This is a genomic window from Clostridium formicaceticum (genome assembly GCF_001854185.1).
GTDB lineage: Bacteria > Bacillota > Clostridia > Peptostreptococcales > Natronincolaceae > Andreesenella > Andreesenella formicacetica.
The window spans coordinates 4,243,524-4,256,422 of sequence record NZ_CP017603.1; the positions used below are offsets into that span (position 1 = coordinate 4,243,524).

Below are 12,899 nucleotides of genomic sequence, written 5' to 3' on the forward strand. Positions count from 1 at the left end.
GTAAAGTACTATATATGTCTTTTAATCATTGCCTCAATATTTTCCTTTGTAGCATCATCTTTAGTTACTTCCTCTATCTTTTCTCCAGCTTTATAAATAGAGATTGTAGGTAGACCTAAAACTTTTTGTTTGATGGCTAATCTTCTAGCTTGTGTTGTATTTAATTTGACAAATTTTATTTTGTCACCATAAACCCCTTCTAATTCTTCAATGTCTGGTAATAATGCTTTGCATGGCTCACAGCCATCACTCCAAAAATCTACTAATACAGTTTCTGATGCCTCTAGTACTTCTTTATCAAAAGTGTCTTTGTCAACAGATAGCATTTTTTCACCTCCTTATAAAGTAAACTTTATTCATGGAAAGCATTTTCAATATATTTTTCTGCTTGAATAGCTGCAATCGCTCCATCGGATACTGCAGTAACTACTTGTCTTAAAGATTTCACTCTACAATCACCCGCTGCAAATACGCCGGGAATCTTAGTATTCATATTGTCATCTGTAATTAAGTAACCTGTCTCATCCATTTCTAATAAACCTTTAAATAAATCTGTTTGTGGAATATATCCAACGAAGACGAAAATACCAAATGTTCCATCTTCTTCATCTGCATGATATTCTGTTAATTCTCCACTCTTAACGTTTTTAAATACAACAGATTCTACCACACCATCACCTTTGACCTCTTCGATGACAGTGTCCCACATAAAGTTCATTTTAGGGTTTTTAAAGGCTTTTTCTTGAATAGATTTTGCAGCCCTTAATTCATCTCTTCTATGTACAATCGTTACTTTTCTTGCAAACTTTGTAAGGTACATTGCTTCCTCTACAGCTGAATCTCCTCCACCTATTACAAATACTTCAAAATCTGTAAAGAAGTCAGCATCACAGGTAGCACAGTAGGATACGCCTTTGCCAGTTAGTTCCTTTTCTCCTGGTACACCCATTGGCCTTGGCACCGCTCCTGGAGCTGCAATAATTGTTCTTGCCTGATAGGTTTCTTTCTCACCTACTAAAACTTTGATTTTTTCTTCTGTTTTTATTTCTTTGATGGTATCTTTTTTTATTTCTGCCCCAAACTCTTTACATTGTTCTACCATTCTAGCAATCAAGCTTGGTCCTGTAGCATTTTGAATAGACCCTGGATAATTCGCTACCTCATGGGTTGTAACAATTTGACCACCAGTCTTATCTTTTTCTAAAATTAATGTAGACATTTTTCCTCTTGCAGCATATAATCCTGCGGCCAGCCCAGCAGGCCCAGCTCCAATAATCACCACGTCATAAATTTTTTCCATTTATCTCACTCCTTCTTGTTTTTTAGGGTTTGCATTGTTAAATTACCCTAAGTTAAATTAACTTAACACTAAATTATACTTTGTATAGCACTATCTAGCAACCTACAGTCAACTTCTCTAAAGTCTTCTAAAATATCTTCAGACCATACTGGTGTTTTTTTCATCTCCATAAACTTTTTTGCAGTATGCATGCTTTCTTCAATGATGATTAAAGAATCCATATGCATTTCTTTCTGTATATCTGAAACTAGGATGCTTTTATAAGGGGTTTCATTGGGTTTTATGCTTCCTGATAAAGGATGTGTCAGTAATTGATGTCCTTTATGTATCCAATCCCTGACAGTGACTAAAACCTCCATATAAGTTCCTTCAATGAAGAATACTTTATAAGCATCATGATATTTTTCCCAGGTTTTATTGTTATTTGTAACTATAATCGGCTTCAAACATCTACCTCCATTTAACACATTTCCTTATGAACTAAGTTTATTTTATGTAAAACTGCTTATTTCATGTAGCTGTAATTAAAATAATCTAGTTTATATTTTACACATGTTTATTGGATAGGCAAAACAAAAACAGAAGTAATTTATATGTATGCCTATACGATAAATCACCTCTGTTTATTAACCTGAGAGTTTCCTTCCAACTTTATAGAAATTGCTCCTTCGGTGCTATATTAGCTTTCCAGAGAACTGTCCAAATACGGTCCTTTTGCCTGAGATATTCACTAAAAATGGCGAGTTTTTAGTTTGTTCCTTCGGCGCCTAAATGAGTCAATTACTATCTATCATTTAGATCTCTCCCGCACTTTTCTTCCAGCGTGTATTTATTAAATTTTAAAATACTTTGTTAATAGATAATCAATTTAATCTATCTGAATCCATTATAATAGGAAATCGTTTTTTAGGCAACAGTTTTTTTGAAAAAATTTGTATTTTTTTTAACATTTCTATTTTTAAAAATCAAAGACTTCAAATTCCAACATTTATCTCAAGAGTTATACGTGGACTCGTTCCAGCAAGCTGAAACATCGAGGAATCAGGTGGAGGCCTTTACCCTAAAACAAAATCAAGATAACTATTTATGGTAAAAGATTGCTAAAGTACCAGGCCCTGCGTGGGTTCCTATGGTGCAGCCTATTTCCGTCATAATGATTTCTTTGGGTTTTAATTCATTTAACACCACTTCTTTTAACGCCTCCGCTTTTTTAGGGTCATTAGCATGAGCGATTGCTATAGTTTTACCCGTAAAGTCTCCGCCCCTCTCCTTAGCCAATGCTATCATTTTACCAATGACCTTCTTACTGCCCCTTACCTTATCTAAGGGTTCCACCAGGCCATCTACAACTGTTAGTATAGGCTTTACATTTAGTATCGTGGCTATGGTAGCCTTCATAGGATTTAATCTACCACCTTTTTTTAAGTATTCCAATGTCTCAACAGTAAAAATATGATCTATTTTTGACTTCATTTTTTTTAGCATATCAACAATTTCTTTCCTTGATTTGCCCTCTTCTATCATTTTGGCGGCTTCATATACATAAAAACCTCCTCCAAAACACAGACCCATTGTGTCAAATACATCAATTTTATTACTGTTAGCACTGTTTAATTCGTTTTTAGCTAACAGCGCCGCTTGATGGGTGCCACTGGCCTTAGAAGAGCCATTAATACAAATAACTTCTTTACCTTCCTTTAATGTTTCTTTAAAGACTTCTATAAAAGTATTTGGAGTAACCTGAGATGTCTTAGGCAATTCATTGACCTCTGTTAACTTTTGATAGAACGCCTTACCTGTTAGGTCTACACCATCACGATACTCACCATCTTCAAAATTGATGGTGAGTGGCACTACACGAATAGAATACTTATCTACTAAATACTTGGGAACATCTGTCATGCTATCGGTGATAATTTGAATATTATTCATTTTATACCTCCTCTATGGATCTCTTACTTCTTTTTGAAGAAAATTATATATGTCTACCATTAACGTTAACTCAAGCCATAATCTAGCATCCTGAATAATTTTTACCCTAATTTCATTTCTATCTCATCCCTGGATAATCCCATTGTCTTAAAACTTCATACACTGCAATAGCCACGGAGTTAGACAAGTTTAATGAACGCGCCTTTTCTATATTTAGCATAGGGATTCTTATGCAGGTTTCTGTATTTGCCTCAAGAATTGTTTTAGGAATCCCCGCGGTTTCCTTACCGAACATCACATATACCTCTTTTTCATAAGTTACATCACTATGCCTTTTTTCAGCCTTTGTGGTGGCATAATAAATTCTAGCATTAGGGTTTTTTTCAACAAATTCTTCATAATTGTTATAATATCTAAAATCCAATAAATCCCAGTAATCTAATCCTGCTCTTTTAACAGCTTTTTCATCTAAAGAAAATCCAATTGGGCCAATTACATGTAATACAGAATTGGTAATAACACAAGTTCTTGCAATATTGCCTGTGTTTTGTGGAATTTCTGGTTCTAATAATACAATATGTAATGTCATTTTTCTTCCTCCCGTTAACTTCAATATATTTATCATAATTTTTGATATTCCAGTTTGCTGAAGTCAGCTTACTATCATATGCTTTTATCCTATAATTTGAATTATATCAGAAAATAATTCTTTTCATCACTATAATTTTCACATAAATTCGCTTAAGGTATATTTCTTCTCCATGTTCAAGGCGCTTAAAAGGTACTAGTTTATCTAGTGCTATATTTCACTATTTTTTAAGATAAAATATAACGGTATAAGCCTCTGTTAAATAAAAAATACCCCCTCCATGGTAACAGTTTGTATTATTTCAACTATCTACCATCAAGGGAGTATATCAAATTCTACACTTTCTAAAGATTATATATTATATGCTATATACAACTTATCCATATTTTAACACTTACTTCCAATTTCTCTCTAAATAGGACACATACAACACGCTCTTTTTAGGCTTATTTTTTCATTGACCTCTACTCACCTTGATACTGAGTTCCATGCACCTAATTCTTATTTTAGAACCCCTACTTCTTTATAATACTTGATTGCACCATCATGCAGCGGAAGTCCCGCTAAGTCTGTAACTGCATCTTCGATAGTTAAATCTTTCAATGCATTATTAGATTGTTTTAAAGTATCTATATTTTCCCAGAAGGATTTTGTTAAATCATATACTACATCCTCTGAAAGATCTGCAGTTGTAAACATTGCCATCTTTATTGCAGTGGTTGTTACATCTTCTTCTTGTCCATCATAAGTTCCTGCTGGAATAGTATACTTTGCATACCAAGGATATTTTTCTTGTAATTTAGTAATAACATCCCCTTCAATTGAAACCAGCTTACCACCTGCAGTCGTAGTAATTTCTGTTACAGCAGCAGTAGGCAATCCCGCCATAATCCAAGCACCATCTAATTGCTTATTTCTCATAAGATCGATGGCTTCAGTAAAACCAATAAATTGTACTTTTAATCCATCTGGATAATTAATACCTGCTTCTGTTAAATGAAGATTTGTTTCTACTTCTGTAGTACTTCCAGGAGCACCAGAAGCAAAGTTTTTCCCTACTATATCCTGCAAGCTATTAATATTTGATTCTTTTCTTACAACTACTTGATTTGGGTTGTAGTATAGTCCAGAAATCACTCTTAGTTTTTCATTAGGTCTTCCTTCAAAAGTTGCTTCCCCTTTATAAGACTGATACATAACACTGGTAACAGCCATACTTACTTGAGCTTCCCCGCTTTGTAATAGGTTTAAATTATCGATTCCTCCATTAGAAGCTTGTGCGCTAGCTCTTACATAGTCTAAATCATTACTCCATAAATTAGCGATAGATGAGCCCAAAGGATAAAGTGCTCCTGTGGTTGCCGCAGTCGGAATATTAATTGTTACTGCTTCTTTTCCACCAGTCTCATTTTGGGCCATATTTTCGCTTGGTTTTGTAGCACATCCTGATAAAATCATCAGAGATATTAAGATTAACAACAATACTTTTTTCATTTAGCATTTCCCCCTATTTTATTTAATTTATATTCTATAGACACGAGCTTCTAAATTTTAAGATACTAAGGTATACTTGCAACCCATGTTTTGGGCAAAACCGCAGACTGTGTATATTAAAATTTAGCTTTTAAAGCATATGTCTATACTAAGCTGTTAAAGCATGATCTTTCCTTCTCATTTGTATCATAGTGATGGTTATTAATATTATCATCCCTAAAATATCTGTTTGTAGTTTTGGATCAATCGCTAAAAGCCCAACGATAATAAGCAAGACTCTAGTAACCACAGAACATTCTTTAATTAACATTCCCTCTGTACCTGCAGCTAAACAAAGAACCCCAACAGAAGCAGTAATTAGTGTCCTAATTGTTAATAACAGAGATACACCTTCAACACTTCCAAATAATAAAAGAGGATTATTTAAGAAGAAGAATGGTAGAATAAATCCTGTAATACCTAATTTAATGGCAATCAATGATGTCTTGGTTTGATTTGATTTAGCTATACCTGCCGCTACATAAGAACTCATAGCCACTGGTGGCGTAATATTAGATAAACAAGCATAAATTAGGCAAAACATATGTGCAGCCATTGGTGTTGCACCCACATTGATTAGTACAGGTACTGCTACTGCTGCCACAATAACATATGCAGCTACACCTGGAACCCCCATTCCTAAGATTGTACTCATAATCATTACCATAAATCCACCTAAGAAAAGTTGTCCTTCTCCTACAACTTCTAAAACCACATAACCAAAATTTAACCCCAAACTCGTTAAAGAAACGGTTCCAATAATAAGACCAATCAATACACATGATACGCCTACGCCAATAGCACCTCTAGCTCCTTCTGCTGTTGCTGCTATGATGGTCTTTAAATCCATTCTAGTTTCTTTTCTAAACCAGGATGATACTAATGTAGAAAAAATAGCAGCAACTGCTGAAAACAGTGGTGTATATCCCAACATCATCATTCCCATTAAAATCACTAAAGGAATAATTAAATGACCTCTTTCTTTTATTACATCTAAAGCAACTGGAATATTTTCTTTTGAAAGACCTTTAAGACCTAATTTTTTTGCTTCTAGATGGACAGATACTAAAATACCTAAGTAATATAAAAAAGCTGGTAAAAAGGCAGCAAGCATTACTTGCGTATAGTTTATTCCTAAAAATTCTGCCATAACAAACCCTACAGCTCCCATAATTGGTGGCGCAAATTGTCCTCCAGTAGATGCTACCGCCTCTACTGCTGCTGCAAATTCAGCTTTATATCCTGTTCTTTTCATTAGAGGTATTGTAATCGTTCCAGTAGTAGCCACATTGGCAATAGCGCTGCCATTCATCATTCCCAAAAGGGCACTTGCAAGTACCGCAACCTTTGCCGGGCCTCCAGGGGAACGTCCTACTAAGGTTAGTGCAATATCATTAATAAACTGGCTAAACCCACTATACTTTAAAAAACTTCCAAAGAGGACAAAGGTAAATATATAAGTAGCACTAACTCCTATACCTACACCAAAGATTCCTTGACTTCCCCAAAACATATGGCTTAATACTCTTCTTAAAGTAAATCCAGAATGCCCTAATGGACCTGATACAAATTTTCCAAACCAATTAAACAATAAAAAAACTACTGCTAAGATAGCTAAGTTTTTACTTGTCCTTCTTCCTGCCTCTAATACTAAGATCATGCCTATCCCTGCTATGATTAAATCAGTCTGATTTAAAAATCCACCTGACATAGCCACCCTCTGATAATTTAAAACCAAATATCCAAAAACAAGTACTGTTAAGCATATTAACAAAACATCTTGAATAGGTATAGATTTTCTTTTCCTTTTCTCTGTACTATAAGCTGGATAAAATAGGAAAGTAAATAGTAATAGAAACATCGCATGGTAAGCCCTTAAGGTAATAGCATCCATCACGCCTAAAGTATTAAAATACAGTTGAAAAATGGTCCACCCTATTAAAAGAATCACTACGCCTATACTTAAGAAACCATCATAATTTCTAATGCGCATATCCGCATCTTTTTCCTCTAATAACTCCTGAGCTTCTTTTTCTATTTGGTTGAAGTCTTTATTCTCTTGTTGGCTCAAGAAAAATCCATCCTTTCTTTGTTTATTAAGTTATGAATTACGCTTTTCCAATAGTTATCTACATAATATCCCCCCTTTAGATGTCCTTTAAATGTGTATAAAATATGTAGGTGCTATAGGAAAAATTAAGTTATATATGATTTTTCATTCAAAACTCCTTTTAAAAATTTCATTTACTAGTATCTATCAAAATAAAAAAACAAACTATTCTCTCCGCTGGAGCGAATAGTCTGTTCGCGGTACCATCCAAATTTATAACTCATTATATAACGGCATTTAACCGGCTGGGCTTAATCTCTTTAGATTTCAGCCTGCAACTCAAGGGTGAATTTCAACAACCATAGCTTATGGGCTTTCACCTTTCCCCCACTCTCTTTAAAGCATTTGCATTTGTTTACTTATCCCTATCACTGTTTTTAAATTATTCGATTTTATAAAATTTAAGTATAAATAAATTTAGCTGCAATTAAATTTATTTATACTTAAAATTATCATATTCTTCAACCAAAGTCAACATATAATAACAAAATTGTTCACGCCAACTCGTCCCAGCTAAAGCTGAACATCGGGGAATCAGGTGGAGAATCTACTCCACCTGATTGAAAATCCAAACTACGCTAACGCTTAGAGGTGGGGTCTTATACCCTAAAAGCAAAATCATGATAAAATCAAGTAAAGAAAAATCTAATTTTCCTTTACTTGATTTTAAGTCTTTAGGTAGGGCCAGAAAGATTATTGCCTCACCATAGTTATCTATGGTTCTTCTTAAAACATTAAGTTATACTATTATTTCGTGGAACTACATGAATACCTTCATTTTGTTTCCAATCTGCATAGAAAACGTCTTCTTTGTTTTTCATTCCAAACATAGATATTTGATTAAATAACCACGTTTCATCAAATCCAATAGCCTGCAAATTGTCCTTTAAGATTTCTCCGTCAAGTATTAATGTTATTGGGAGGTATACTGGCTTATACGGTAAATTTAAATCTTCTGCGACAGGTGTCTCATATTTTGATTTTTTTAATACACTAATATTTCCACTCTGTTCTAAAATTGCAAACTCAATTTCTCGTATTGAAAAAGCGTCTTTTTGTCTTAAAAGACTCAACAACTCATTTATATCTAATTTCTCTTTTTTTATTACTTCAAAGTCAATTTGACCGTTTCTAATGATAATAGCTGGTTCTCCTTCTAAAAGTTTTCTCGTTTTCCTAAACTTTTGCGTTATCTTTTCAATAATGACCATCAAAGTTCCCCATAATACTAGTGCATAAATCACACTCCATATCCTCACTTTTTCATCGTAAATTGCATTACCTAGTAGTTCTCCAAGTACAATAGCTGATATAAAATCAAAAGGAGTAATTTGATTTATTTGTGATTTTCTTGTAAATTTCGTAACAGCAAATAAAGCAAAAAATCCAATGGTTAATTCTACTGTTAATTGAAAAATTGGTAACTTAAACATATTTCCACCTACTTATACTTCTTAATCCTATTTTTGCGATATACTCCTCTCCAGTCACATTTTAGGGTAGGGACTTCTTATCGCATTAGGTTAAATGTATTCCTTTCATAGTTAGGTTATTTTTTCATAGTTATTATTTCCTATTTTTTTAGAAATTCTCCTATTACTTCCTTTAAATTAATTACTCTTTGTCTTATATTTCTTCTATAATGCATAGACCGATACTGCAAGGGAAAAATAACTGCAATATAAAAACTGGGAGGTGAAGCATATGTCACAGCAAAATTTGACTTTACATGAAACGATGGAGATTCATGAACTTCTCAACCTTAAAACGATTTGCCTAACTAAATCTAAAATGATTCAAGGTCTTGTATTTGATCAAGAGTTAAAAGTTTTGTTGGAAAAAGATGTCCAACAATCTATATCAGCAGTAAATATCCTGCAAGAACTCTTAACTAAGACTAACCCACAATAATTGGAGGTAAAAGATAAATGAATGGTAAAGAACCAATAAACGAAGTAAAAAGGCCAATGAATAATGATTATCTAGAAGTTGAAAATGCCGATGGCATGCCTGGTTTGGTGGATTCAACCATTGCCCTTGAATTTTTATTGTCTATCAAAAGCAGTATAAGAAACGCTGCTATCGCATTAACAGAAATTGAGAATCTTGAAGCAAGAACCGCCGTACGTAACCTGCTAAATGATAGCATTAATTTACATGCCGAAGTTTCAGAAGCCATGATCAAGAAAGGTTGGCTACATCCCTATGATGTAAATGAACAATTTAAACTAGATAAAATTTCAGCTCAAACAGCACTTAAAATCGCTAGTCTAGATCTCTTCCCTAAGGATACAAGCAGACTTGGGACGTTTGCAACACCAAATTATTAATGTTAGGAGGCACTCAAAATGAAAGCCGTAACTTATCAAGGCATTAAAGATATACAGGTGAAAGAAGTGGATGCCCCCACCATTCACAAACCAGATGATATTATAGTAAAAGTAACTAGCTCGGCGATTTGTGGATCAGACTTACATCTTATTCATGGTATGGTTCCTAACCTTCCTCAAAATTATATCATTGGACATGAACCTATGGGTATTGTTGAAGAAGCAGGTCCCTCTGTTACAAAGGTAAAAAAGGGAGATCGCGTAATTGTTCCATTTAATGTTAGTTGTGGAGAGTGTTATTATTGTAAACATGACCTCACCAGCCAATGCGATAACTCAAATCCCCATGGACAAAGTGGAGCATACTTTGGATATTCCGAAACTTTTGGTGGATACCCAGGGGGACAAGCTGAATATATGCGGGTTCCTTTCGCAAATTTTACACCCTTTAAAGTTCCTGATGACTGTCAAGTAGAAGATGAAAAGTTAGCTTTATTGGCAGATGCAGCTCCCACAGCATACTGGAGTGTTGACCACGCTGGCGTCAAAGCTGGAGATACAGTAATCGTTCTAGGCTGCGGCCCCGTGGGACTATTAGCACAAAAGTTTGCTTGGCTTAAGGGTGCTAAGAGAGTTATTGCAGTAGATTACATTGATTATCGATTAAACCACGCAAAACGGCATAACAAAGTGGAAATAGTGAATTTTGAAGACCACCAGAATACCGGAGAATATCTGAAAGAAATTACTCAAGGCGGAGCAGATGTAGTGATCGATTGTGTAGGCATGGATGGTAAGATGACCCCTCTTGAATTTCTAGCAACAGGCGCAAAACTCCATGGTGGAGCCATGGGGGCCATTGTTATTGCAACACAAGCTGTCCGCAAAGGAGGCACTATCCAACTTACTGGTGCTTATGGCTCTAGATATAATGCTTTCCCTCTAGGAGATATATTTAATCGCAACATTGTATTAAAAACAGGCCAGGCTCCAGTTATTCCTTATATACCCTATTTATATCAGTTAGTTGCTGAAGGAAAAGTAGATATGAGCGATATTATTACTCATACCCTACCATTAGATCAGGCAGAACGCGCCTATGAAATCTTTGATACGAAAATGGAAGAATGTATAAAAGTTATTCTTAAGCCATTTGCTCACTAAAAACTAATACTTAAAGTGAAAAAATTTTGAAACTAAGGATGTGATTTTTTGAACACAGGTAAAAAAATAACCCCTCATGAGACTTTTGATCTCCATGAATTATTAGTATTGAAAACCGTTACTGCTACAAAACTATCAGCAATGACGAAGCTGGTTAATGATGAAGCACTAAAAACCATCATGCAACAGGATTTTACTTATGCCCAACAACATATTAAGGAACTGCAAAACCTACTTCAATCATCAGTACTTGCACCATCACACATAAGAAATGCTACTTCTAGGAACGAAACTGTTACAAAACACTAGATCTTATATTTATAAACAGCGAAAGAAGGTGAATATTTATGAATATACTTCAAAATTTAGCAGGTATGGGAGATATGACAGAACAGGTTATAGCTACTGATTTTCTACTTGCTATTAAAAGCACTGTCAGAAACTATGCTATCGCCCTATCAGAAACCACAACACCAGAAGTGAGAGAGGTTCTTCGCAGACACTTGGAAGTGGCGATCAATACCCACGAGAGTATGCTCAAATACATGCAGGATAAAGGTTACTATCATGTTCATGATCCACAAGAACAAATGAAAGTTGACATGAAAAATGCCAATAATGCACTAAATTTACAACGGTAATATAAGCATAGATCAATAGTTTTAAGCAATATTGAAAGAAATATATAGCGTATCATCTATTTTTAATCTCTTCTAAAATCAAAGCATTGTTATTCCAGATTAGCTAAATGATAGATGAATATTGCCTCTCCTTAAAGTGCAAAATATAATTAGCAATAAAAATTAAGTCATTTGGGAGGTAATTATGAGTAAATTCTTTGGAATTTTTGATAATGATGATGAAAGAATAGAAAAGGAAGATGAAAGAATAGCAAAAGAAAAGGAAGATGATAGTCTTAAAAATGTTGATGACGAAAAGCTTCGTCTCCGCCAAGAGGAATTAGATATCTCTAAAAATCGCGTACAAGTAGGAGAAGTAGAACTTAGCAAAGAAATTATTGAAGAGCAAAAAATCGTTGATGTACCTGTTACTCATGAAGAAGTTGTTATAGAAAGACGAGCAATTAATAATGAGGCTAGTGACTCCCCTATTACTGATGAAGAAGCTATTCACATTCCTATCAGCGAAGAACAGGTTCAAGTGGGTAAACACACTGTAGTAACAGGAGAAATCGAAGTCCACAAACGTGAAGTAGAAGATACAAAACATATAGAAGAAACCCTTAAAAGAGAAGAAGCTCATGTAAATAAAGAGGGTAATGCTAGAATCATTGATGAGGAAGAGGATGGAGAGTTCCACTAAAATAAACATTTCACTCAATTTAAAACACCTTCAAATCAGTGGGATTTGAGGTGTTTTAAAAATTTTTTAAAATGATTCAGAAAGTATTCGGAGGATAATTTATGAAAAAAAGATCTTTGGCTGACAAAAATAAAAACTTTAATTCACAAACCCCTTCTTTGAAGCCTCAGTCAGATTACAACGACATCAAGTTACCACTTCGAGAAGAAAGTTTAGATATATCTAAAGACAAGGTGCAAATTGGATCGGTGAATATACGTAAAGAAGCTATAAAAGAAGAAAAAACCATTACAGTTCCTGTTATTAGAGAGGAGATTATCATTGAGAAGAAGTTTCTTGATGATAAAGACCATGAACATACTGATACAATCCGAATCCCCATCACCGAAGAACATATTGAAATTACTAAGCATCCTGTTGTTCTAGAAAATGTTGATATCTATAATAAAAAATCTCAAGATATTAAACAAATTGAAGTAACATTAAAGAAAGAAAAATTGCGTATACAAACTCACGGAGATGCTAAAGTCATAGATGACCAAGCAGATGATTACCACCTCTCCAAGAACTTGTTTCAGCAAACCATATCTTGCGATAACCAAAGCATGCCCTAGCCCT

The 12,899-nt window shown here is 34.3% G+C and carries 15 protein-coding genes, 2 riboswitches and 1 other annotated feature; of the genes, 7 read left to right on the plus strand and 8 right to left on the minus strand.

Features of this window, described 5'->3' with window-relative positions; translation table 11 throughout:
* Positions 1 to 8: 8 nt before the first annotated feature.
* The 8 genes from trxA to BJL90_RS19810 all read right to left on the minus strand — a co-directional run bounded on the left by trxA (position 9) and on the right by BJL90_RS19810 (position 8,897).
* A complete protein-coding gene (trxA, locus tag BJL90_RS19775; protein ID WP_070972274.1) occupies positions 9 to 326 on the minus strand; it encodes a thioredoxin TrxA in 318 nt (105 codons plus the stop codon).
* A gap of 26 nt (positions 327 to 352) precedes the next feature.
* Complete coding sequence (gene trxB, locus BJL90_RS19780; protein ID WP_070972277.1) at positions 353 to 1,300, minus strand: thioredoxin-disulfide reductase; 948 nt, start codon at positions 1,298 to 1,300, stop codon at positions 353 to 355.
* A 68-nt stretch (positions 1,301 to 1,368) separates the two neighbouring features.
* On the minus strand, positions 1,369 to 1,746 hold the full coding sequence (locus BJL90_RS19785; RefSeq protein ID WP_070972281.1) for a GrdX family protein: 378 nt from the start codon (positions 1,744 to 1,746) through the stop codon (positions 1,369 to 1,371).
* A gap of 171 nt (positions 1,747 to 1,917) precedes the next feature.
* Positions 1,918 to 1,993: riboswitch (glycine riboswitch) on the minus strand.
* 3 nt (positions 1,994 to 1,996) lie between these two features.
* Positions 1,997 to 2,118: riboswitch (glycine riboswitch) on the minus strand.
* Positions 2,119 to 2,380: 262 nt separating this feature from the next.
* The gene (locus BJL90_RS19790) at positions 2,381 to 3,232 is read right to left on the minus strand and encodes a DegV family protein (protein WP_070972284.1); all 852 of its coding nucleotides are present in this window, start codon (positions 3,230 to 3,232) and stop codon (positions 2,381 to 2,383) included.
* Positions 3,233 to 3,350: 118 nt separating this feature from the next.
* Positions 3,351 to 3,821 (minus strand): tRNA (uridine(34)/cytosine(34)/5-carboxymethylaminomethyluridine(34)-2'-O)-methyltransferase TrmL, encoded by a 471-nt coding sequence (trmL, locus tag BJL90_RS19795; RefSeq protein WP_070972287.1) that lies wholly within the window; start codon positions 3,819 to 3,821, stop codon positions 3,351 to 3,353.
* 501 nt (positions 3,822 to 4,322) lie between these two features.
* Positions 4,323 to 5,315 carry a TAXI family TRAP transporter solute-binding subunit gene (locus BJL90_RS19800; RefSeq protein WP_070972290.1) on the minus strand — a complete coding sequence of 331 codons (993 nt, stop codon included), beginning with the start codon at positions 5,313 to 5,315 and terminating at the stop codon, positions 4,323 to 4,325.
* A 148-nt stretch (positions 5,316 to 5,463) separates the two neighbouring features.
* Positions 5,464 to 7,425, minus strand: coding sequence for a TRAP transporter permease (locus BJL90_RS19805; RefSeq protein ID WP_070972292.1), 1,962 nt, complete (start codon positions 7,423 to 7,425; stop codon positions 5,464 to 5,466).
* A gap of 214 nt (positions 7,426 to 7,639) precedes the next feature.
* Positions 7,640 to 7,845: a binding site (T-box leader), on the minus strand.
* Positions 7,846 to 8,198: 353 nt separating this feature from the next.
* Entirely contained in the window at positions 8,199 to 8,897 is a 699-nt protein-coding gene (locus tag BJL90_RS19810) for a DUF421 domain-containing protein (RefSeq protein ID WP_070972295.1), read from the minus strand.
* Between the two features lie 271 nt (positions 8,898 to 9,168).
* On the opposite strand from BJL90_RS19810, the gene BJL90_RS19815 reads away from it, so the two are divergent.
* The 7 genes from BJL90_RS19815 to BJL90_RS19845 all read left to right on the plus strand — a co-directional run bounded on the left by BJL90_RS19815 (position 9,169) and on the right by BJL90_RS19845 (position 12,895).
* Complete coding sequence (locus BJL90_RS19815; RefSeq protein WP_070972298.1) at positions 9,169 to 9,375, plus strand: spore coat protein; 207 nt, start codon at positions 9,169 to 9,171, stop codon at positions 9,373 to 9,375.
* A gap of 17 nt (positions 9,376 to 9,392) precedes the next feature.
* Positions 9,393 to 9,794 (plus strand): spore coat protein, encoded by a 402-nt coding sequence (locus BJL90_RS19820; RefSeq protein WP_236904967.1) that lies wholly within the window; start codon positions 9,393 to 9,395, stop codon positions 9,792 to 9,794.
* A gap of 18 nt (positions 9,795 to 9,812) precedes the next feature.
* Complete coding sequence (locus tag BJL90_RS19825) at positions 9,813 to 10,958, plus strand: zinc-dependent alcohol dehydrogenase (protein WP_070972301.1); 1,146 nt, start codon at positions 9,813 to 9,815, stop codon at positions 10,956 to 10,958.
* Between the two features lie 48 nt (positions 10,959 to 11,006).
* Positions 11,007 to 11,267 carry a hypothetical protein gene (locus tag BJL90_RS19830; protein ID WP_070972304.1) on the plus strand — a complete coding sequence of 87 codons (261 nt, stop codon included), beginning with the start codon at positions 11,007 to 11,009 and terminating at the stop codon, positions 11,265 to 11,267.
* A 38-nt stretch (positions 11,268 to 11,305) separates the two neighbouring features.
* On the plus strand, positions 11,306 to 11,599 hold the full coding sequence (locus BJL90_RS19835; RefSeq protein WP_070972307.1) for a spore coat protein: 294 nt from the start codon (positions 11,306 to 11,308) through the stop codon (positions 11,597 to 11,599).
* A gap of 184 nt (positions 11,600 to 11,783) precedes the next feature.
* Complete coding sequence (locus tag BJL90_RS19840) at positions 11,784 to 12,281, plus strand: YsnF/AvaK domain-containing protein (protein WP_081562125.1); 498 nt, start codon at positions 11,784 to 11,786, stop codon at positions 12,279 to 12,281.
* A gap of 101 nt (positions 12,282 to 12,382) precedes the next feature.
* On the plus strand, positions 12,383 to 12,895 hold the full coding sequence (locus tag BJL90_RS19845) for a YsnF/AvaK domain-containing protein (RefSeq protein WP_070972310.1): 513 nt from the start codon (positions 12,383 to 12,385) through the stop codon (positions 12,893 to 12,895).
* The last annotated feature ends 4 nt before the right edge of the window (positions 12,896 to 12,899 follow it).